Annotated in this window: 19 protein-coding genes; 3 read left to right on the top strand and 16 right to left on the bottom strand. The window is 37.3% G+C overall.

Annotation, left to right across the window (positions count from 1 at the left end):
• Positions 1-75: 75 nt before the first annotated feature.
• From AC1Q59_RS23620 to AC1Q59_RS23550, 15 genes are all read right to left on the bottom strand, one after another.
• A complete protein-coding gene (locus AC1Q59_RS23620) occupies positions 76-717 on the bottom strand; it encodes a YczE/YyaS/YitT family protein (RefSeq protein ID WP_492368328.1) in 642 nt (213 codons plus the stop codon).
• A gap of 183 nt (positions 718-900) precedes the next feature.
• The gene (locus AC1Q59_RS23615; protein WP_492368327.1) at positions 901-1,920 is read right to left on the bottom strand and encodes a ketopantoate reductase family protein; all 1,020 of its coding nucleotides are present in this window, start codon (positions 1,918-1,920) and stop codon (positions 901-903) included.
• Between the two features lie 107 nt (positions 1,921-2,027).
• Positions 2,028-3,170: a M20 family metallopeptidase gene (locus AC1Q59_RS23610; RefSeq protein WP_492368326.1), complete on the bottom strand. Its 1,143-nt coding sequence runs from the start codon at positions 3,168-3,170 to the stop codon at positions 2,028-2,030.
• A gap of 20 nt (positions 3,171-3,190) precedes the next feature.
• On the bottom strand, positions 3,191-3,979 hold the full coding sequence (locus AC1Q59_RS23605; RefSeq protein WP_492368325.1) for an SDR family NAD(P)-dependent oxidoreductase: 789 nt from the start codon (positions 3,977-3,979) through the stop codon (positions 3,191-3,193).
• Positions 3,980-4,067: 88 nt separating this feature from the next.
• Complete coding sequence (locus tag AC1Q59_RS23600) at positions 4,068-5,831, bottom strand: M28 family peptidase (RefSeq protein WP_492368324.1); 1,764 nt, start codon at positions 5,829-5,831, stop codon at positions 4,068-4,070.
• A 148-nt stretch (positions 5,832-5,979) separates the two neighbouring features.
• Positions 5,980-8,019: a sigma-54 interaction domain-containing protein gene (locus AC1Q59_RS23595; RefSeq protein ID WP_492368323.1), complete on the bottom strand. Its 2,040-nt coding sequence runs from the start codon at positions 8,017-8,019 to the stop codon at positions 5,980-5,982.
• A 143-nt stretch (positions 8,020-8,162) separates the two neighbouring features.
• On the bottom strand, positions 8,163-9,257 hold the full coding sequence (locus tag AC1Q59_RS23590) for a zinc-binding dehydrogenase (RefSeq protein ID WP_492368322.1): 1,095 nt from the start codon (positions 9,255-9,257) through the stop codon (positions 8,163-8,165).
• Positions 9,258-9,334: 77 nt separating this feature from the next.
• A complete protein-coding gene (locus AC1Q59_RS23585; protein WP_492368321.1) occupies positions 9,335-10,582 on the bottom strand; it encodes a M20 family metallopeptidase in 1,248 nt (415 codons plus the stop codon).
• Between the two features lie 75 nt (positions 10,583-10,657).
• On the bottom strand, positions 10,658-12,085 hold the full coding sequence (locus AC1Q59_RS23580; RefSeq protein ID WP_492368320.1) for a sodium/proline symporter: 1,428 nt from the start codon (positions 12,083-12,085) through the stop codon (positions 10,658-10,660).
• Positions 12,086-12,194: 109 nt separating this feature from the next.
• Entirely contained in the window at positions 12,195-12,881 is a 687-nt protein-coding gene (locus tag AC1Q59_RS23575; RefSeq protein WP_492368319.1) for a hypothetical protein, read from the bottom strand.
• Positions 12,882-12,987: 106 nt separating this feature from the next.
• Positions 12,988-14,205, bottom strand: a complete 1,218-nt coding sequence (locus AC1Q59_RS23570) for an MFS transporter (protein ID WP_492368318.1) — start codon at positions 14,203-14,205, stop codon at positions 12,988-12,990.
• A gap of 6 nt (positions 14,206-14,211) precedes the next feature.
• Positions 14,212-15,294, bottom strand: a complete 1,083-nt coding sequence (locus tag AC1Q59_RS23565; RefSeq protein WP_492368317.1) for a mandelate racemase/muconate lactonizing enzyme family protein — start codon at positions 15,292-15,294, stop codon at positions 14,212-14,214.
• Between the two features lie 23 nt (positions 15,295-15,317).
• Positions 15,318-16,091 (bottom strand): aspartate/glutamate racemase family protein, encoded by a 774-nt coding sequence (locus AC1Q59_RS23560; RefSeq protein WP_492368316.1) that lies wholly within the window; start codon positions 16,089-16,091, stop codon positions 15,318-15,320.
• Positions 16,092-16,231: 140 nt separating this feature from the next.
• Positions 16,232-17,977: a M28 family peptidase gene (locus AC1Q59_RS23555; protein ID WP_492368315.1), complete on the bottom strand. Its 1,746-nt coding sequence runs from the start codon at positions 17,975-17,977 to the stop codon at positions 16,232-16,234.
• A gap of 21 nt (positions 17,978-17,998) precedes the next feature.
• Positions 17,999-19,348, bottom strand: coding sequence for a M20/M25/M40 family metallo-hydrolase (locus AC1Q59_RS23550; RefSeq protein WP_492368314.1), 1,350 nt, complete (start codon positions 19,346-19,348; stop codon positions 17,999-18,001).
• 347 nt (positions 19,349-19,695) lie between these two features.
• Here AC1Q59_RS23550 and AC1Q59_RS23545 point away from each other — a divergent pair, with 347 nt between their 5' ends.
• On the top strand, positions 19,696-20,070 hold the full coding sequence (locus AC1Q59_RS23545) for a nucleotide excision repair endonuclease (RefSeq protein WP_492368313.1): 375 nt from the start codon (positions 19,696-19,698) through the stop codon (positions 20,068-20,070).
• A gap of 61 nt (positions 20,071-20,131) precedes the next feature.
• Here AC1Q59_RS23545 and nagZ read toward each other — a convergent pair whose 3' ends face one another.
• Positions 20,132-21,838 (bottom strand): beta-N-acetylhexosaminidase, encoded by a 1,707-nt coding sequence (gene nagZ, locus AC1Q59_RS23540; RefSeq protein ID WP_492368312.1) that lies wholly within the window; start codon positions 21,836-21,838, stop codon positions 20,132-20,134.
• Between the two features lie 190 nt (positions 21,839-22,028).
• Between nagZ and AC1Q59_RS23535 the strand changes: the two genes are divergently transcribed.
• Together AC1Q59_RS23535 and AC1Q59_RS23530 are read left to right on the top strand one after the other, a co-directional pair.
• Complete coding sequence (locus AC1Q59_RS23535; protein ID WP_492368311.1) at positions 22,029-22,376, top strand: PadR family transcriptional regulator; 348 nt, start codon at positions 22,029-22,031, stop codon at positions 22,374-22,376.
• Entirely contained in the window at positions 22,354-23,370 is a 1,017-nt protein-coding gene (locus tag AC1Q59_RS23530; protein WP_492368310.1) for an HAAS signaling domain-containing protein, read from the top strand. The genes AC1Q59_RS23535 and AC1Q59_RS23530 overlap by 23 nt, the downstream gene beginning before the upstream one ends.
• Positions 23,371-23,382: the final 12 nt, after the last annotated feature.

Genomic DNA, 23,382 nt, shown 5'->3' with positions numbered 1-23,382 from the left:
AAATGTCGGCTATCCACTCCCCCTATTCTGTATCATCCGCGGCAATTATTGCACGCCGTAACAGATTTACTGATACTACCCCTCTTTAGAAATCGAAGTATCTGTAATCCTTGTTCTCTCAAGCCAATTAATAAACTTACATCCAGTATGATAGGAGAATTGGAAAATAGGGCTTTGTATAAACGTAAAAATAAATGTAAAAAAGTACACAGGCCCGCCTAATATCCATCCCAGTAAAAGAACTATGCTTTCTGTAATGATTCTAACTGTTGCAATTGATTTTCCTGTTTTATCTGAAATAGACAGCATAAAACCATCTCGTGGTCCGGAACCAATCCTGGCTGAATTAATCAGCCCGCCGCCAATCCCCATAATAGCTATCCCAATCATGATCTTAATGATGTCTAGCCACGAATTTGTCGCATTAAAGGAAAAATCCAGCCATAAAAAGAAGTCTATACAGAATCCCACAATGAAGATGCTCAGAAATGTGCCAAACTTTATATATTGTTTATCAAGTTTCCAAGATACACCAACCAATACGACACCAATAACGATATTCCAGGTCCCTATCGAGAACCCCAATTTATTATGGAGTCCTACGCTTAGAACATCCCAAGGGTGAAGCCCAAGATACTGTAAACTCATCGTTAGCGTAAGCCCATAACTGAATAAAATAAGACTGACAATATAATAAAACCAACGAAAGATATACACTGCGGAATTCCTTCTCTCATGACGTTTATATATTTTTTATTATAACCGCATTTTATAACATTTGTAATATTCAATCAATTTATAGCAAACCAAGGAAAGAACTTGCGACTTTAGACGCAAGTTCTGTTATTTTCGGCTTCATTTTTGAAATAAGCAGTATTAATAAATAAATATGATTAGTGACTACTTTATATACATTGTTAGCTCATCCATGTTTTTCAGGCTGATTTCACGGGTACCGTTTTCGACTTCCTTAATCATGGAGATGATTTTCTTAAGTAATGACATATCAAATCCATTCTTTTCACCTAATATAATTACTGGATTAAATAGTTCAGGTACTTCTGTTTTTCTTTTGCGAACGGCCAAGTCCCTCCAAATTCCTGACCGTGTTTTTGTATAACTTCTTAGCCGCTTAGCCATATCAAAATAGCTTTTCTCAAGAGCTAAATCCTTTTTTTCTGGAAACAATAGTCCTGGAATCCAGTTATCAAATGGTTCTGGTGTAATCCCTTGGTTAGCAGCTACTTGCAAAACCTCTGTTCCAATAGAATTTATAAGTGGATGAAACTTGCGATCCTCGTAAAAATCAGCTATTTCATTGTTCGTTAAAGCGGTTGCTGTCAGGATAGCACCATAAGCAAGTTTACTCCATAAATATCCATATATATTTTGGGTGGCTTTCGCGTCACCCCAGCATTGTAACCTATCTCTTAAATCATTGACTCTTGAACTTACTTTCCCATTGATTTCTCCTAAATATAAACTTCCTGCCCCACCGTACTCAATATTTCCTGGACCAATGTAGTCTGCAAATAAATTAATAAAACAACCGACAGTTCTGGAATTACCTACAACCGATGCAATGATTTCTTCACATAATCCATTTTGAAATGAGACAACAAACGATTTTTCATGCATCAGTTTTTGGAAAGGCTGAATTGCCTCTTTGGTATGTTGAGCTTTTACTGCCAAAAAGACGATATCCACAGATTCTTTTGTATCTAAAAACTCTTCAACAGTATATGCAGGGGCTTTAACTGTGAACTTATTGTCCTTCTTATGGATAGTTAATCCATTCGTATTGATTTCCTTAACATGTTCGATATCCCGATCAACAAAGGTTACATGTTCATCATTCTTTGTTAAATAGGCGCCAATTACACCACCAATTGCGCCTGCACCAATTATTGTAATTGACATTTTACCTCTCTCCTTCAGTATCACGTCCATAAACACCTTGAATTTCTAATTGCAAATTAAATTTTCTTCTCAATTCCTAAATTCCAATTCACTTAAATTGGGGTCTTTTAATCCCTCTCATTTGCAAAATGTAATAGTAACCCTGCCAGTAAAGCTGTACGCTTTGGCATTTGACTAATTACTAAATACTCATGATTTGCATGGGCACCATCCCCGACTGCTCCTAATCCATCTAAGGTAGGTGCAAATGGCGCAGTTAAATTACCATCGCTTACCCCACCGGTCTCTTTTTCGACCAGTTCAAAACCAATTTCATTTTTTGCTATATTCTTAGCCACTTCAAACATGTCAATTACACTGTCAGTTCTCTCAAATGGCATTCGATTTATTTCACCGCTTGTTGATAATTCTATTTTCTCATTCACTGGTTGCAGATCTAAAACTAGCTGATGAATCCTTTTTAATTCCTCTGCTGTTTTTGCACGAACATCTATCTCTGCATCAGCATGTTCGGCAATAACATTAGCTAATGTGCCACCAGTTATTTTACCAACATTGATCGTTGTTCCACTTGAAAAGTCTGTTTGACCATGAAGATTCACAATCTGCTTTGCTAATTCATCAATGGCACTTACACCTTTTTCAGGATCTGCTCCAGCGTGGGATGGTATCCCTTTAACTGACAGATGATAGATACCAACCCCTTTTCTTGCTGTTTTTAAACCTCCATCAATAGCCGGTTCAAGAACAAATACATAATCACTTTTCTTTGCTTCGTTCTCAATAAACTTTTTAGAGCTCGGGTTGCCGATTTCCTCATCCGAATCAAAAAAGAATACTATTTTTTTATTCAACCTAACTCCAGCTTGGTTAAGAGCCTTTAACGCAAATAATCCTTGGATTAATCCTCCTTTCATATCAAAGACACCAGGTCCATATGCACGATCGCCGTCGATACGAAACGGTTTCTTTTCAAGTGTTCCTACAGGCCAAACCGTATCAAAGTGAGCTAAGATAAGAATTTGTCTATCTCCTTCTCCCCATTCACATCGCACATGATTTCCGAATTTTTCTACCTCAATTATTTCGGATTTCCCACCTGTTAATTCCTTAAATGAATTTGATATCCAATCAGCTAATTTATCTAGTTTTTCCTTATCATGAGAAGGAGACTCAAATTCAACAATACTTCTAAGGTACTCCAACATTTCATCGGAATTGCTTTCTATCATTCCCTTAATAGTTTCCATGATTTCCTCCTTGAAAAAAATTAGTTTTTTAGACTTTTAAATACCCTGCCTGCAGAATATCCCCCATCTACTAATAAATTTTGCCCCGTAATATAGGCAGCCTTAGGACTAGAGACAAAATAAACGGCCTCTGCAATTTCTTCGATTTTAGCCGTCCTATTTAATGGACAATAGGAAATTTTCTCTTGATGTTCATTAATCGCCTTTTCATTTGTTAAAGTATTTAAGATGGCCTCGGTTTCTACTAATCCTGGTCCTACAGCATTTACCCGAATGCCACTCGGTGCTAATTCCAGCGCTAAAACTTGTGTAAGCATTTTTACTGCGGCTTTTGAGGCACAATAATGAGCAACCTCCGGCCTAGCAACTTCACTAGCCGTTGATGAAATATTCACTATGCTTGCACCCTTGGCGTTGGATTCAATCATCAACTGACAAACTTTTTGGGTAAGAAAGAAAACTGAAGATACATTAATATCAAAAACTTTATTCCACTCCTGTCTTGAAATTTGCAGAAATGGGGTACTTGGGAAAATTCCTGCGCAATTGACTAATGTAGTTATATAACCAAACTGTTCATTACTCTTATCTACCACTTCCTGAATAAACGATTCAGAAGTCAGATCGCCTGCTGCTAATAAAACAGATATATTGGGATGCATTTCACGTAATTCGTTATAAAAATCTTTCAACTTTTCTTTTTGCAGGTCTATCAGAATGAGTTCACTTCCTTCAGAAGCAAACTTTAAAGCTATCCCTTTTCCAATTCCCGAAGCAGCCCCTGTAACCATTGTTACAGTTTTACTCATATAGACACTCCTTTAATAAAAAATTTCCCCTTACATAAAAAGAGTACATATAAACCTATGTACTCTTTTATTTGCTGCAAGTGTAACCCTATTGGTTTATTATTTCTCTCGCCTGTTGCATTGCCCAAATTATCCTATTTTGCCCTCGTGTCAAGTGGGTTTTCAACACTTTATATTTGTGTGATCCTTCTTCCAATTGGTCAAAACCTGTTGCTGCAGCTATATCTGGCAGTGGCGGAACATTTAAAGCAGGGTCATGTCTAAATTTACCCTTTGTAGTAAAATTAATAGGAATAAGTATTCTAGCAAGCTTTTCAATTTTAGTATTAAAGGATTTAACTTTAGGGTCAGTTATTGACAATTCTTTCAGCTGCTCAGCTTGGTTATAGAATGTTACTAGATCCCTTTCAAGCAATATTGCTTCTTGCAGTGAAAGGCTAAAATCAAAATGCTTCTGAGCTTTTTCTTGATAGGATTGAATCGTTTGCTGAAACTCTTTAGCGGTTTCAACAAAATTAAATGGGTGGATAATCGCATTTGCTGCCCTAAGTACACCGAGTAAATATATTTTAATATCCTTAACTAAAATCTCTAAATCTGCAACATGCATTAAATCTTCTTCTGTATGCCATTCGATATTAGCTCCACAGCCGCCAACGGAATAATACCCTTTTTCTTTTAGCACTTCTTCCGGAATACTGGAAGAAAGCATGAAATATGAGGTGATTCCAATATTATTAAATGAATAATCACCAGCTCTTAAAGGTCTTGATCCTTTACTTTTTTGACCGATTGCATCCTTAATAACGTTTTGGCAAAATTCGTCCGCTTCGCTTGTCCACATCATATAATCGTAAGACGTTGCCCAGCGGCAGCCTGGAGAGTCACAGTTTATTTGGGCAATACAGTTTTTATCAAGGTCTAAGCCAAATCGATCTGCGAACCAAGTTGAACCGCCATATCGTCCAGTTGAGTGACCCGTCCAAATAGCAATTCGTACGCTTCTTTTTAATTCGCCTTGATGTTTCTTTAAGATACGAATCATTTCAAGCAATGCAGCATTACCCGTAGCGTTATCCCCGATTCCTGCATGCCAGGAATCAAGATGTCCATGCAGCAAGACATATTTCTCAGGTTCCTCTGTACCTTCAATAAATACATCCATAACTGGGCAGGTCATCCACCCTTTTTCAAGGTGTGTTTCAAACTCTGCAGTTACAGGCCCTTTCTCTATAATCTGAATTAATTCATTTCCATCATTTTTATTAATGGCTAAGACAGAGATTGAAGGCTCTTTATTCATATTATCTAGGTCAGGTGCACCCCAAATTGGTGTACAGATTCCCTCATGAATATTTTTCCCTGGACTAATAAATACGATGGCCTTTACACCTAATTCAGCAAATTCCTGAACTTTTCCAGGCATCGGAAATCCTTCAGTAAGGATAATTTTCCCATCTAAATCATGTAAATCCCCTTGAAGCTGGGTTCCAAAGATATCATTTATACCCTTTGCATATCCGGTAGAAATATAGATTAACTCCCCTGATACAGAATCATCACCTGTGATGACAGAAAAAGCTGGTGTTTTAACGCGAAACTCTTTTTCTATTGGATTTATTATCTTTAATTTGGCACTTTTGGGCACACTTAAATACAGTTCTGGTTCATGTACGGTATAGCTTACGCCCCATTCTTTTAAATAACTTTCAAGGAACCTGGCAGCTGTTTTCTCATCTTCACTTCCAGACTCCCGAACCAAAGTTAGGAATTTATTTAGTATAGCTTCCGGCACGTTAGTATTAACTTCATCTAACAAAGTTTTTTCCATTTCTTTTACTTCTGTAGACAAATAAATTACCTCCTTATTATTAATCATAAATAATGGATGCAATTTTCATGCCATTTTATAAAAGGAGATAATCTTAATTTTTCTGCTCTTTTTTTATATCTTTTTAGGTTATTAGGTTAGATTAGGTTCCTAAAAAAGGGGATTTTAATTAACTTATGTATGATTTAAGCGTCTCTAGAATAGATACCCCAGAATCTGTAATTCGACTTCCCTGTCCTTTTGTTCCCGCAAAAATTAAACCAAGATCTCTTAAGATTGCCATCCTTTTTCGGATCTGCTGTTCAGATAACGGATATCCATACAATTGAACGTATTCTAATACCCTTCCCCTCCCAATACTTTTCATTTCATCTTTGGCCTTGTTCAGACTTTCGAGGATTATATAATATTCAATAAGCTCCCCTTCCCTTTTTAGCTGATCTAAAAGGTCTTCTTTCATTTCCTTTCTCTCATTTATGTTATTAAATTGTTCTGGTAAATCAGTAATCTTTATTTCTTCGCCTTCCATAACCACTGTCATATATTGAACTACGCTCACAAGTTCACGGATATTACCTGGCCAGCTATAATTCAATAATTTTTTCATTACCATTTCCGATATTTCGGGCTTAATACTTGAATATTGACTGATAAAATGGTCTAAAAGTATGGGGATATCTTCCTTACGTTCTCTAAGTGGAGGAATTCTAAGAGGTAATACAAAAAGTCTATAATATAAGTCTTCGCGAAACTCGCCTTTTTCTACCATTTCTTTAAGGTTTTTGTTTGTAGCTGCAATGACTCTTACGTTGATGGGAATAATATTTCTTCCCCCAACCCGTATAACCTGTTTTTCTTGTAATACCCTCAATAAAAGGGTTTGCAGGCTTATTGGTGCATCTGCAATTTCATCAAGAAATATCGTTCCATTATGCGCCATCTCAAATAGTCCTTGCTTACCTCCCTTGGCTGCTCCTGTAAAGGCACCATCTTCATATCCAAATAATTCACTTTCCGCCAATGATTGAGGTAATCCAGCAAAATTTACCGGAATGAATGGTCCATCACATCGATCTGACATGTCATGAATGGCATGTGCAATTAATTCCTTCCCCGTCCCATTTTCCCCTAGAATTAATACGGTTCGATCTCCCGTAGCCATTTTTTTCATGTTACGGAGTATCCCCTGTATTTTAGAACTAGCACCTAAGATATCTTTGCTTGTATATCTAGAGGAAAATCCAATTTTTTGAAATTCCTTTCGGATATTTTTCTCTAATTTTTGTATACGTGTAATATCTTGAATAGCTGTAACATTACCAATCTTTTTATCTTCTATTACTATTTCACTTTTATTAACAATAAGCTTTTGCTCATTAAAACTTACTATATTTTCTTTTTTACCTGAGTTATTTTCAGCTGTATCAATATAAAGCTTTGGAAATTTTCGGTATAAGTTTTCACCGATAACCGTATCGGCTTTAGGCAAACCAAGTATTTTTTTCGAGGCTTTGTTCATTTTCACTATTTCATCGTCTTTATTTGTTGCAATTAATCCATCAGTAACTGTATCAAAAATAGCCTCAAGCTGATGATTTAATTCGCTGATTTTTAGAAATGAAGAGGACAGTCTGCGGCTTAAAGCAATAATTTCCTGAACGTACCTTGCTGATTGTATATTTGCTTTTTCTATATTCAATTCAAGTCGTATTGAAATTTCAAGAATGGTAGAGTAGTCCAAGGGGCGAATACCTATATCAATAATTCTTTTTATATGTGCGGGTACTATTTCAACTGGCCCAGGGGTTATGGCCGTTTCGATTTCACGATATTCATCTTTAAATCCAGGATAATAGGGAAACATCGAGAATTTAAATCCTAAATTCTTTAATAGCTCTATTGTTTCGTATGTCGTCTCACGAATATTATTGACTACTAAACATTTAGTTGTTGAAGGAAGATTAATCAGCTCTTCCAATTTGCCAATATTGATTGCTCTTCTTGAAATAATTATTTTTTCTGATGGAAAACTGTATTCTTCTAACAGTCCATCAGAGGAAAGAAGGACCAAGTCGACATCGTTTGTTTTTTTACATTCTTGAATGGGAACGATTGTAATTAACTCTTGGAAGAACTTGCGAAGTTGGTCCGTAAAAAGATTACGTGTTCTTTCATCAACTGTTACTAATAATAGTTTAGGCTTTTTCAAACCCTATTCCTCCTAAGTTAACACTTTTAGAATATTATAAATATTATAACAAGTAGGGTCAAGTTCGCCATAATGAAATACACCTAAACTAGACTCTAGATTTTAAAAAAGGCTGGAAGGAACAAAGTCCTTCCAGCCTTTTTCTAGTCATTTACTCTAATAACGATTTTGCCAAAATGGTTTCGTTTCTCTAACTCAACATGGGCATTAGCAATTTCCTCTAACGGAAAAACAGCATGAATGCTTGGTTTAAGTTTTTCCTGCCATACTAAGCTTGTAACCTGTAAGAAATCTTCCCAATTTCCCATTGGGGCTCCCATGATTTTTCGGTGCCACTGATAAATTTCTCTTATACTTATATCAGGGTTGTCACCTGCTGTCGCACCGGAAAGGATCAGCTTGCCATTCATTTCTAGCGACCTTAAGCTATGTCTGATGGTAGGAGCACCCACCGAATCAAAGGCAGCACTTACTCCTCGGCCATTTGTCCACTCTAGTACGGAGGATTCCCAATCACTATTAGAGTCAAGCATCAAATCCGCACCTTTTTCAAGGGCCTTTTTTCTTTTCTCTGCTGTGCTTGCCGTACCGATTACCGTTGCACCGGCAGCCTTAGCAATTTCAACTTGAGCAGACCCGAGACCACCTGAAGCACCTACAACCAGTACGATATCTGAAGACTTTACTTCAGCAACGGTCATTACCCCTCTCCAAGCGGTTGTATAAACAACAGGCACCGATGCGGCAACTATAGATGAGATATGATCAGGAACCTTAATAATGTTTCGCGCAGGAACCACAACATAATCAGCGAGCCCGCCCCAACAATGTTCTCCGATAATTTTATAATCTGGGCACATACTTGGTTCCCCAAGACGACAGTATCTGCATTCATTACACCCAATGGCAGGATCAAGTATAACTCTATCACCTATTGATGGCACACTAGGTATGGCCTCTGAACCTGGACCATACTTGGCTATACGCCCTACAATATCTACTCCTGAAACATGTGGTAACGTGACTAATGGAACTCCTGGTCCGGATAGTCCCTTTCTAGCAAAAATATCCAGACGATTCAATGCTGTTGCCTCTACATTTAATAATACTTCTCCAAATCCTGGCTGGGGTACTGGAATCTCCTCAATTTGAAGAACCTCTGGACCCCCATGTTTTCTTATAACCACTGCCCGCATCTTGTCAGGGATATTCTCCACCCCACTTTTTATGCTTGTCATTTTAAGAGTTCACCCTCTAGTTTACTTTTAAGAAGCTAATAGAAATATAGAAATTTATACTTAACAAGATAACAGATTTAATTATCCCTTTTCACTGCCTGTTTACCTATATAATTTCTTACTAAAACAGCTAAAACCTTGGTAGTTTGAATGAGGTTTTCTATGTCCATAAATTCATCATAGCCATGCAAATTATTATCGTTAGTCCCTGGTCCAAAATTAATCCCTGGAATGCCATTTTTGTTAAACCATCGAGTATCAGCTTGCCCTAACATACCAACAACTGGCAGCCTCTTCCCATTTACTTCTAGATTTGCCTTCTGGATTTCCTCGATCAATGGTGAATCTTCTTCAGTAATCGTTGGGACGGTTTCAAAATCCAGGATTCGTTCAACAAGGATCTTCATGTCAGGATCTTCATTTTCTAATTTTTCGATTTTTGATTTAACTCGATTATAAATTTCATCTAATGAATGTTCAGGGATGACGCGAAAATCAACTTCAATTTCACTTGTGCCTGGTACTACATTAATTTTCGTGCCGCCATTAATTTTCCCTACATTCACGGTTGTGTATTTCATACCATTAATTGCAGAAGACTCTTGTTCCAATTCACTTTGCAGTTCTGCTAAACTTTGAATGACCTTTGCCATTTTTTCTACTGCATTAGTCCCCTTCCATTTAAATGCAGCATGTGCTGGCTTGCCAATAGAGGTAATTTTCAATTGTAAAACACCGGCCATCGCTCTTACGATTTGATTACTATAACCCTCTACAATGACCATATCCCCACTAACAAAATGATTATCTGTTATATAACCTGCTCCAAATTCACCACCCGTTTCTTCATCACATGTCGCAACAATCGAGACCTTCCCAGAAAAGGGAATTCCAGATTTCTTTAAGGCTAAAGCTGCCATAATATAGGCAGCTAAACGACCTTTTGAATCTGTAGCTCCCCTGCCATATATTCTGCCGTCAGCAATTTGTCCTGAAAAAGGTGGATATGTCCATTTTTCGTGATTATCCGCAGGGACTGTATCAATGTGAGCATTTAATAGTAAATGGCGTCCCTCTTCAGTTCCTTCAATTGTAGCAACAACATTCTTACGCTGAGTTGAATATCCTAACTCCTTTGTCTTATCCTCAGGTACATCAATGACTTGAACGTCAAATCCCCAACCTGTTAATTTTTTATCCAAATACGCACAAATTTCATCATAGTTTCCAGGAGGATTTTCTGAAGGAATTTGAACCAATTCCTGCAATAATAAAATTTCCTCATCTTTCAATTGATCTACCACGCTGCAAATATCAATACTCATTATAGAAACCTCCGTCTGGTATACTGATAATTTATTAAAAGAAATCAATGATAATTAAGACTATTTTATCAAAAATTAACCAACATCTTTAAAAAATGGTTTAAGCGAATCTTCGGGAACAGGTTTGGTAAAAAGACTCACAGCAATGAACAATATAATACTTACGATTACACCAGGTATTACTTCATTTAATCCAAATGGTTTTCCGCTTAGATACCAACTCAGTGCCGTAAAAAATCCGCCTAACATCGAAACGATTGCCCCTGCTGCTGTTCCACGTTTCCAGTTCAAACCAAATAATACTGTTGAAAAGAAGAAACTTGCAGTCAATGAAGCTTGGAGCAACACAACAAATTGAACCAGTTCAATTTGTTTCATCGCTAGAAATATAGGAATAATTCCAAGACCCAAAACTGCAATACGGTTTACTCTCATACGCTCCTTATCTGTAGCATTCGGTCTAATCATTGTGGCATAAAAGTCATGGGAGAAGGCTGATGCTGAAACCAGCATTACTCCGGAAACGGTACTCATAACTGCTGCTAAAATAGCGACAATAATTAATGAACCAACTATTGGCGGAAGGATGTTAATTGCCATAATTGTTGATGCAATATCAGGAGTGGACATATAAGGGTACAATGATCTAATAGCCATTCCAGCTGCAGCAACGGAAATTGCTATGATTGCTTGGAAAACAAACGAAAACCCGATTGCCAGTTTAACTGTTTTTTTACTGCGTAAAGTATACATACGAGCTAGTTCATATGGTGCTACACAAATAGAAAGTCCGAAGGCTGCACCCGCCCCTAAAAGATCTTTGAACCCGTGATGCCAAGTAAGCATATTTGGGCTAAAAGACTGTAAAAAATCTCCTACGAACGCTGCCCCTCCTGCTTGACTATATAAAATAGGTATCGCCGCGAAGAAACAGCCAGCCATAATGACAGCCTGAAAAAAGTCACTGTAAGCAGTTGCTCTCATACCACCAAACATTGTATATAATAAGGTGATTCCTATCGTGATTAGGACTCCCCACATAAATGGGATACCAAATAAGGTTTGGAAGACGTTTCCTCCGGCCTGATATTGTGCTGTTAGGTATACGGTGTAAGCAATAAGGATAAGTAAAGCTGAAATTCCACGTGCTGATTTGCTGTTGAATCTTTTTCCAACATAATCGGGAACTGTCAGTCCGTTAAATGACTGAAACTTCGGACCCACAAGTGTCGCCGCAACGATCCATCCAAGCCACATGCCAACCCAAATGAATAACCAGCTTGCACCTGTCAAATAGTGAACTCCTAAAGTACCCACAAAGGTTCCAGCACTCATTTGAGTAGCCGCAAACGCAGCTCCGCCAACTACAGGCCCAATTGAGCGTCCGGCTACTAAGAAGTCTTCACTAGTTTTATTTTTTGTCCAGGACCAAATGGCAATGCCGACAATTACTAAGAAATATAAAACAAGTACCACATAAAATGTAGTGCTAACATCAAACATATTTATCCCTCCACTTCGTCTCTATTCTTTACTCTTAAGAGCCCAAATAAAGTAACCTAAAACCCAGCATATAGAAAAAGCTACAAATATGGTAAACGGTGTCCCTAAATTAAACATTTATATCTCTCCCCACTTTCTGCTTGGATTTACTTTCATTAACGAGCCAGAGAGCAATAGTGCCCAAAATTATAAATAAACCTAATGCTGTGTACATATTGGATTTAGTAAATAAACCAGAGGGAGAATTACTGATTTCAAGATTCACAAAATTCGGTATATTCATCATATACTCTTCTATGGAACCTGATTTCCCGCTATCTATAATTGGGAAGGAGTCATGCAGATATTTTCCATTAGGAATGGTAACCTTAAGGAGCACATCATTACCGTTACCATCACTGCTAACAGATGGAATGATCATCGGTATTTTTAATTTTTCACCTGATTGATTAAATGAAATTTCATAACTAAACTCATTACTAATACCTTCTGGAATTTGAATGAGTAACCTATTTACTGTTTTATCCTCTTTTATTTCAAAATCCAAATTATTTCCATTTGAGATAAATGATAAATCACTTATATCACCCAAGTTTGTAAATATATGTTCAATTGTTCTATTCTCAAAACCTTCGATATTACTTAAAGTAACTGTTTCCGTTACTTGATTTCCTGATTCAGATACTGTAATATCCAAAGTTGCACTTTTTAGAAACGGTTTGGCATCTTCCGCAAATGCAGATGTTGAGCTCATTAATAAAATGAAGATTGTTAATAAAAATAGCCTCTTCTTCATTGCTTTCCTCCCCTTTATTAAAAGTAATAGTGTCACCAACATAATTATTTAAATATTATGTTTAATTCCCTCCTTTCAAACTTCTTTATGATCATTTGTTGAAAGGCTATAGAGTCCTAGAGCTGCTTTCATGGTTTATTTGATTATCAGGAGTATCTTCAAGTTTTCCTAAGGAAATGAAGATCCTAATAATAAATGCAATTAAACATGATAACCAAATCCATTGGAAATGACCGGATAATTCAAACAACAATCCATAAATATATCCCGAAATGGCTGATGCAATCTGTCCAATGGTATTTATGAGGCTTATCACAGATCCTTCATTATCTCTAACAATCTCTGAAGCTAGTGTTAGCACGGGGGCCATTGACCAAGAAATCCCTGTACCAACTAAGAAGGCTACAATATAAATACCAAAGTCCCTAAATACTAATAACCACAGGGAGCTTACAACCATAATGAAAGAACCAATGATTAATGTTGTTTTCCTTTCTCCCATCCAATCAGATACTTTTCCGGATACAGGGCCCATAACAATTTGACTTATCATTGAAATAGCCATAATCATACCAGCTTGTTGTTTTGAAAAACCTAATATTGTTTCTAAATAGGTCGGGAGCCAAACAAGAAAGCCATATAAACCAAACATCCCAAAAAACGAAATTCCTATAAGTTTTATGATGACCATTTTTTTTATTAGCTGAAAAATTGTTTGCCGATTTGAGGACTGTCTATTATTATCCTCGGAAACAATATTATTCTGTTTATTATCTTTAGGTAAAAACCAAAACATGATTAATATAATAACAAGGGTACTTGACGCGATAAAGAAAAGAGTTTGGAAGCTAATATAAGTAGAAAGTATCGGAAAAATTGTTAACGTCAAAAGCATTCCAGCCCCTGCTCCACCTTGCATTATTCCGATACTTAAACCTCTTTTCTTCCTTGGTGTATATGCTGAAAGCAACTTAATGGCTGGTGAAAATAATAGGGCCGACGATGCACCCATAACAAACCTTAGTACAATAGCAAATACTAGTGAATGGGTTAGTGCAAAAAGACACGAAGTAATCAGCATAATAAAAATGCCTATAAAAATGATCCTTTTAGGCGAATAACGATCTGCTAATGTTCCTGCAGGAATTTGAAAAAATGCATATCCCAACAGGAAGGCAGAAACTAAACCGCCTACTTCTGCATAACCGACATGATAAACGTCGCGTAATTCAATTAAAAATGGAACAACATCCATTCTTTGAGTAAAAGCCATGAAATGTATCAATGCTACAAAATAAACAACCATCCATTGATGAAATTTCATGTGAATCTACTCTTCTTGGATTTGATCGAAACAATCTGGCAGACCAAACCCCGGCTGCTGAGCAGGCTGATAGCCATTTGCATTTAATGACGATTTAAATGGATCACCCGAAATATAAAATGGACCAACAAGCTCATGAGCATATCTCCCTGAAGATAACATTGAAAGATGTCCCCCAGCGTGAGTACCTAACATTGTGTCCCATGGACTTATTAATACAAAATCAATACCAGCAGCCTCCGCCAAATTTATTATCTTCATTGCATGGGTTATCCCCGCGCATTTAATAAGTTTAATGCCAAATATATCAACTGCACCTTGTTTTATAAGCTGGAGTGCATTATGAATGGAATGAACACTTTCATCAGCCATGATGGGGACCTTTGTTTGTCTGCGGACTTCAGCAAGCCCATCAACATTCCAGCCGGGGACAGGCTGTTCAACGTATTCAATGGAGTACTCTGACATTCTTTCAATGGTTTGAATCGCTGTCTTAACCGTGTAACCCTGATTGGCATCTATTCGAATGTTAATGTTTTCTCCTATTGCTTTTCTTATTAATTTAATAGATTCAATGTCCTTATCAGGATTTAGGCCAACTTTTACTTTTAATGTTTTAAAGCCTTCTTCAACTTTTTGTACGGCAAGTTCGGCCATCTCTTCTGGAATACCTTCTCCTAGTACATAAGCAAGTGAAATATTTTTTTCCTTTCCACCCACTAATTGATATACTGGGACACTGAGCCTTTTCCCCTTAATATCCCACAATGCCATATCAATAGCAGATTTAGCGCTGGTTGCTGGATCTAAAGCCATGTTCATTTCATTGTGGATCTCTTCCAAAGAGAAAATATTTTTACCAATTATTTTTGGCCCTAAAACATTTTCAATGGCACTTTTCATCATTGTTGTTGTTTCGCCGGTAAAAAAGGGTAATTGAGATGCTTCTCCGATTCCTGTATATCCATCCTCATCTGTAATTCTTACGAATATGTGAGACTGGTAATTAGGAAATTCTCCATATGAGGTTTTAAATTTTTCATGTATAGGAGTGTTAATAATTTTTGCCTCTACTTTACGTATGTTCAATAAAACCCCTCCGTTCTGAACTGCTAAATTTTTTTAGAAATCAACAGTTCCTTAGTAGAATTAACTTTCCCTGATAATAACTTCGGTGGCGTTATATAAGCTTTCTTTGAATGTAATAAATTTGCACCTGCCATAGCTTCGGCAAATTTCAAAGATGCTTTCCCTGGATTTATTACTGGTACTCCTAAATGTGCGGACATCTCTTCAGCGACGTGTAAAAAGCCCATCGACATACAGCCTAAAATAAGAGTATCTGCCCTATCATCCTTAATGGCCTTTTCTCCTTCCTGAATTAATTTATCTAAGGTCTCCTGATAGCTTTCAGCTAAATCTAATACGGGCGTTTCGATTGCACGGACAGAAGCTAATTTTTTTCCAACTCCCGCTCTTTCAACAAGATGAATTAATGGATTTACCATACTATTTGTAACCGTAATGATTGAGAATCTATTTCCACATAATGCTGCAGCCAAGGCAGTTGTTTCTCCAGGCCCAACAATAGCCATTTTTTCTGTGACTTCCCTAACAGCATCTAAGCCGGGATCCCCATAGCATCCTAGTATAGCTGCATCATATCCCTCACGCTCCTTTTGAATCATCAATTCTACCGTTGATGGTATGGAGAGATATTCCTCATATACAGACTCTATCGAGGCTGGTCCTGATTCTGTGTCAACAATATCAACAATAGTATCTGATGATGCATAAGAACGAAGGAGGGAAAGGCGACGGTTCATTTCCGCTTTTCCAGCCTCAGTGCGGCTCATTGGCGAGGGAACAACATAAACAATTTTCAATGTGTTTACCTCCTCTTCTTTTAATAGCTAACCGGAAAAAGCCATACAGGGGATACCACAGCAAAAAAATCTATAAAAATAAGTAATCCCCTATTTGCTTTAAATTTTTAACTCATTAGGCCGGTTAATATAAGGAATTTTTAATTTTCATCTATTGCTTGCTCTATTATTTTTGCAGCCGTTTTTAAAGCATAGTTAACCTCATTACTTTTACGGACAAGTGAGTTATATATAAAATGGTATTGATTTGAATCCTTTTCTGCCTTAATTAATTCTTCGATAGCTGATAATTTAGGAATGACTGGTTGTTTTAACGCTAAATCGTGGTCAAATATATCGCCTTTCACATAATTTAAAGGTACTAAAACACGTGAAATTTCCATTAGGGTTTCATTAATAAATGCAACCTTTTCCTTATCAGAATAATCAATGGTTTTAATTAAATCTTGAAGTTTTATAGCACTCTCTTTTAATTTTGCAACTCTATCAATTGATAAACTTAAATCAAAATGACCATCTGCTTTGGTTTGCCAATCTCTAAGACCAACTTCAATCTCCTCAACACTGGCTAATTGGTTAACTGGAATGATCGGATCGGTTAGTGCTCTATATACAATGGCCAAATATATTTCACAATCCCGTTTTAAATTATCTGGATCAATTTTATCCAAAGTGTCTTCAGTCGTGTGCCACCACCAGCCAAATCCACCAGACCTGCCACCGCCAAAAAGCTGTCCAAATGCCGCTGCAGCCGGTTCGTTTGAAGGTTCCTGTTCTGATAATCCCATAAATAGCGAAGGCGTCCCTGTCCCCCAGAAAGACTGATCTCCCGCACGTCCAAATCGGCCACCTTCAAACTTTTCCCCAGTTAAGGCTCCGATGACATCTTTTGCAAGATCCTTTGTCTCGTTCATACAATTTGCTTCTGTTAGTACGTTTGCATCTTTTGCTCCGACCGAATCAACGTTAACATGAAGTACACAATTTTCAGTTAGGTCTTCCCAATGGGTATCACAATACCATGCTGAACCTGCATATCGTCCATGTGAATGACCGGACCAAAATGCAAAGCGAAGGGAGCGTTTTAACTTCCCCTGATAGTTTGATAGGATTCTGGCAAGTTCCAGCATAACTGCATTGGCCGTTCCATTATCCATTACACCGTAGTACCAAGAATCGATATGTCCACTGAATAGGACAAATTTATCAGGATCTTCACTGCCTTTTATTTCTGCTGTCAGAGTAGGGATCAAGCGGAATCTTGTGTCAACTTCGTTTGATATTTTACAGCCATTTTCTCCGTAAGCAAGTTGATTACGAATAGACTGACCAATTTCATTATTCACTGAAAGTACCGGTATTCCTGGCAGCAGTGATGCCGTTTCTGGAACAGGCGTGCCCCAAACTGGTGATACAATCATTTGATGGGTATGTTTTGCATTAACAAAAATTGCTCCTGCTGCCCCATACGTTTCAGCCTTTTTCACGGTTCCTGGTGTGGCTAATCCATCAATAACGACCACTTTGCCTTTAACATTACTTTCTTGGAATTCCTTGTCTGAACCACTGCCAACATCTATTACTTCTGCCTCCAAATTGTTGACTGGCTTAGACATCGCATGGGTAATACACTCATAGTTTTTACCTGAAATTTGAAGACTAGCATCACCAGGCAGACTGATATAACCATTACTGAACACTAATTCTGTTTGAATGCCAAAGCTTTCTAATTGATCTTTTGCATACTTAAAAGCCCTAAGCTCCTCCTCAGTACCTGAAAGTCTAACTTCCTTAGCAATTTCCTTGGTAAAAGTCATTAATTGTTCCTTTGAAACATTCCCAAGTAGTTCATTTTCAAAGTCTGTAAGGTTTCGAGTAACTTGCATAAATAAAACCCCTTCCTTTTTTTAAGGTTGTTTATTTCCTAGATCAAGTATTACCTGGCTACTGGTCTTAATTCCATTGGTAAAACAACTGATATCTAAATTTTCGTTAGGTGAATGATTATCCTCATCCGCATTGGCATATGGTACTAAAATGGATGGAAGTCCTAAGATTTGTGTAAAAACATAATCTGGATAGGTTGCCCCTATTGCCGGAATGATTAATGGCTTTTTTTGATGTATTTTTTCTACTGAGCCAATTACCTTTTGGACTAAATGATTATCTGGTGAGGTTCGTGATGGTTTAACTTTGCCGTGGCATACCATCTCTACCTGAAGTTGATTTTTTTTAATATGGTTTTCAATTTTATGGTAAATGTCATCGGGGTCCTGGTCTGCTGCAAGACGTAAATCCAATTTTACTTTTGCCACGCTGGGAATTATTGTTTTTGATCCTTCTCCCCCATAACCACTGGTTAGACCGCTAATATTAAAAGTCGGTTGAAAGGTCAAGCGGTTATAATAAGAATAGCCATCTAAATCTAATGTCTTTATTCCTAGAAGACTTGCAATCTCTTGAGCGTTAAATGGTAAGGATTGTAATAATTCTTGTTCATATTTTGTGGGAGATTTTACATCATCGTAAAATCCTTCTATTAATACTTCTCCATTAGAGGAGTACATGGTTGTTAATGCATGAATAAGCTGCCACGCTGGGTTAGGGACTATCCCCCCTTTGTTTCCGGAGTGATGGTCCTTATTAGCTCCTTTCGCTGACAACTCTATATAGAGCATCCCTCTACAGCCTAGTGTTATAATCGGGAGTCCGGAATTATGTAATGGACCATCCGCAGTGTACACAAGGTCTGCTTGAAGAAGATCCCTGTGTTCTTCAACAAAAGGAGCAAAATTTTCACTTAAATTTTCCTCTTCCCCATCAAAAATAAGTTTTACGTTAATTGGAAGCTTACCGTATATTTCTAGGATTGATTTAATTGCGAGAATATGGGCTAAAAGTTGCCCTTTATTATCTCCTGCTCCCCTTGCATAAATTTTCCCATTTCGAATCTCTGGTTCAAACGGATTACTAATCCATTTTTCGTAAGGATCAGGCGGCTGAACATCGTAGTGTCCATAGAAAAGGATTGTAAATTCATTTTCGGGATTAATTATTTCCCCATAAACAATAGGGTGTCCTTTTGTTTCAATCATATTGGATTTAATTCCAGCATCCTCCATGATAGTAACCAGTAACTTTGCACATTCTTCCATCCCAATATTTTGCGAACTTATGCTTGGTTGTTTCAGTAATTTAAATAAGACATCAATATATTTCTCTTGATTATTTTCAATATGGCCTTTTATCAGCTCCATTTTTTCACCACCTTTTTAAAAAGTTCTTTTATTATAAATGCAAGCTTCATGCCAAAATTAATTCCACTTAAATTGGGACTAAAAGAGCCGTTTTTTTAAAAAAATAGGTTGTTTAGGTTGGATTAGGTTCAAAAGTAGTTTTCCTAACGAGCTTAAAGAGAGGTAAACATTCCGCGGATCCCTTATGCACACCCTAAAGCTTATAAAACCTAGCCTGGGTGGCAATTTTAATGGCAAACCCAAAAGGCAAGGAATGAATTATCAGTATTATGGGAAATTAATAAGATGATATGATTCATCCAAATAGTGTGATACGATGTATGGTATCTAAAAGAGGACGTGATAATATGATAAAAATTGAACTGCCAGCAGCAGATATTACAATTACGGAGAGACAGCAGGATCGAAAAGAAGATGAACCAGTAATCAAACCAATCTATGGATTCATCGATTTTCACCTTATTCCACGTGACAAAGGCGGCATCTTCTTATTCTATAACATTAATGATGAGCTTCTCTTTGTTGGGAAAGCACGGAAACTGCGCCAGAGAATTAAAAAGCATTTCGAGGACAATGTGTCACCAATAAAAAATCACCGTGATGAAGTCTATAAAATTGAGGTTTGTATCGTAGACGACGCAATGGATAGGGAAATATACGAAACATATGCCATCAATACACTGCATGCAAAATATAACATAGACAAAGTGTTCTATAAATAAGGTAAAAGGACAAGGGGACAGGCACTCTGTCCGGCCGGCCGGCGGACAAGGTGCCTGTCCCCTATTTATTTAATACCGAATCAATTAATTGATTAAGTTTGTTGATATTTACCTCGTCATTAAAGGAGTCTTTTAAATGATACTTCTGCTTTAGCTTTAGTACCCTTGCAACACTTTGATTAATTCTATCCTCTGATATTTCACCGCGTTCAACTGCCGTCTTTAACTCTGAAATCACCTTAATAACCTTTTCATAATCATGGGCAACCATGATGATATCGCTGCCTGCTTTTACCGACATCACGGCAGCACCGCCTATATCATAGTTTCCTGTAATAGCCTCCATTGTCATATCATCCGTTATGACAACTCCCTCAAAACCCAGTTGGTTTCTTAAGAGCTTTGTAATGATTACTTCAGACATGGAGGATGGGTGTTCGGGATCGATTTTTGGCAGTAATATATGAGCAATCATCACCATTTCTGCCCCTTCATCAATGGCCCGTTTAAACGGAATCAACTCGAGCTTTTCCAGTTCCGCTTGTGTTTTATTCACCACCGGCAACTCCAAATGTGAATCAACAGAGGTATCTCCATGACCAGGGAAGTGTTTAATAGTAGGTATGATATTCTCCGATTGCATCCCTTTCATCGTTTGAATGCCCAGCTTGCTGACAAGATCCGGTTGACTCCCGAATGAGCGATCCCCAATCACAGGATTTTCCGGATTGCTATTTATGTCAAGAACGGGTGCAAAATTAACATTAAAACCATAGGACCGTACTAATTTTCCAAGAACACTGCCTATTTCATAAGAGAAGGAAGGGTTGCTGCTGCTTTTCTCTCCTATTTCTAGGTTAGAAGGAATGTCCATTAAATTTCCTGGCAGCTTAGATATTCTTCCTCCTTCCTGATCAATACCAAAAAACAAAGGAATCTTGCTTATACTTTCTGCTTTGAGGTGATTTATAAAAGCTACCGTTTGGGAAGGACTGGTTAAGTTTTCTTTATTAAAAATCACTCCTCCAACTTTGTATTTATTGATTAAATGCTCATCCTCTAGTTTAGGTTCAGTACCTGAGATGCCGGCAAAAATCATCTGACCCAACTTCTCATCTAGACTCATATTTTCGATTACTTCAGGAATTTTTAAAGAAGAAAGGTCTCGCTGATTTTTTTCGGCTGGTTCCATAGCTACCACTGAAATATGATGTACAGATGGGTTTTGATCATTATCATTAGGTTTATCCAGGATCCATTTTAGCTGGAATTTGGAGTTGACCTGGTAAATTAAAATGATTTGATCGTATTCAGCATCTTGATAATATTTGGTTTCATTCGGATCGCCTAATTCATCGAGAATTTCCTGATAATGAATATCCTGCATGGCATTATCAGACGAACGTAAATCAAATGCAATAGAATCATGAAATCCAACGGTTACACCTTGAGTTGGATAAGCAGCAAAATCACCAACAGATGTCTTGTCAACTTGTTCAGGTTCACCGTACTGTTTTGTGACTTCATCGTATTCAGTTAGACCTGCTACAAAAGGAGAACCGATAACCATACCTTTTTTAGCCAGAGAAAAAATCTTATCAATCGTAGGAACCCCGTCGATGTCTTCATTTTCACCTGATTCAGGAGGATCCTCATTACTGGTCGGTGGCTGATTCATTTGATCCGAATCTCTATCAATAAAAAACAAGAAAAATAAAGCCCCCAAAAACACAATCAATAAACTCATTAAAATCATTTTTTTATACATATTAACCTCCAATATACATCCTACCAAAAAATGCAAAAAGGACAAAGGGACAGGCACTCTGTCCTTCATAGAAGGACAAGGAAAGGACACGGGGACAGGCACCGTGTCCGTAAAATAAAATGTAACATATATTGTTGCGTGTAATACTATAATGTATTATATACAGTATAAGAAAATGAGGTGATAGACAATGGGTTCTTTGTTGGATTCCTACACGACCGAACTTAGAAGAGGAACATTAGCCCTAGCTGTTTTGAGTCAGTTACGAACCCCTCAATATGGATATTCGTTAGTTCAGGTACTTGAAAAAGCTGGTGTGACCATTGATCAAAGTACTTTATATCCCTTGTTACGCCGCTTGGAAAAACAAGAACTCGTGACGAGCAGCTGGGACACTACAGAAAGCAGGCCAAGAAAATATTATGTATTAAGTGATTATGGATTGGAAGTATTCGAACAGCTGAAAAATGAATGGAAGAAGATGACACTTGAATTAAAGTCCTTGCTGGAGGGAGATGTCAATATTGAATCTGATTGACACTTATATTTATGAAGTAACAAGAAGGCTTCCAGAAAAAAGTCGTAAGGATATCGCAATGGAGCTTAAATCAACCATTGAAGATATGCTTCCGGAAAATTATACAGAAGAAGATGTGATGGAGCAGCTAGAGAAATTAGGGAACCCTGCAGTACTTGCCGCAAGTTATCGAGACACCCCTAACTATGTCATTGGTCCAAAAGTATATGATGCGTATATCCACACCATAAAACTAATCATTCCATGGGCCATTTTGATCACGGCTCTGGTGCATGTTGTTGAAAGCATTATCTTGTTTACTGGTGAACAGTCCATACTCAATGTGATTATCGAAAGCTCTGCTACGATTATAGGCAGCATAATAATGACTCTAATCCAGGTTTTCTTTTGGGTTACTATGGTCTTTATTGTTATTGAACGGGTTGGATTGTCAAATACAGATTTACCATTAACCAAAAATGGAGTGTCTTGGTCACCTGAAGACTTAAAGAGCATCGTTATCATCCCTAGGAAAAAAATCATTTCCAAAGGAGAAATTATTTTCGGCTTTATTTGGATTGGTATATGGGGGCTCGTTTATTTTAATGCTGATCATCTTGTGGGAATATATCATTCTATCAATGACGGCGGGTTACAATTTGTCATGCCGATCTTTAACCAGCATGTCCTCCTCACCTATTGGCCAATTATTGTTGCCTTTATTATTTTAGAAATTGGGTTACTCCTGTATAAATTTAAAGCTGGTCAATGGACTTACCCGCTTGCATGGACCAATACCATTATTCACAGTGCTAGTATTATCGCATTTTTTGTCATTGTAAAAAATCCAAATTTATATAATCCAGACGTGATTCCTTATTTTGCGGATATCATTGAAACAAATGCCCTATCAGTAGAAAATACGATGAACTGGATTTGGCGGGGTCTGATCATCACGCTTGTTATTACTCTTGTTATGGAAATTTATGACTCTTTTCGTAAAGCACGAATATAGGTATCCATTTAA

This window comes from Cytobacillus sp. MT66, from assembly GCF_058792595.1.
This window is presented reverse-complemented; position numbering and strand designations above follow the sequence as displayed.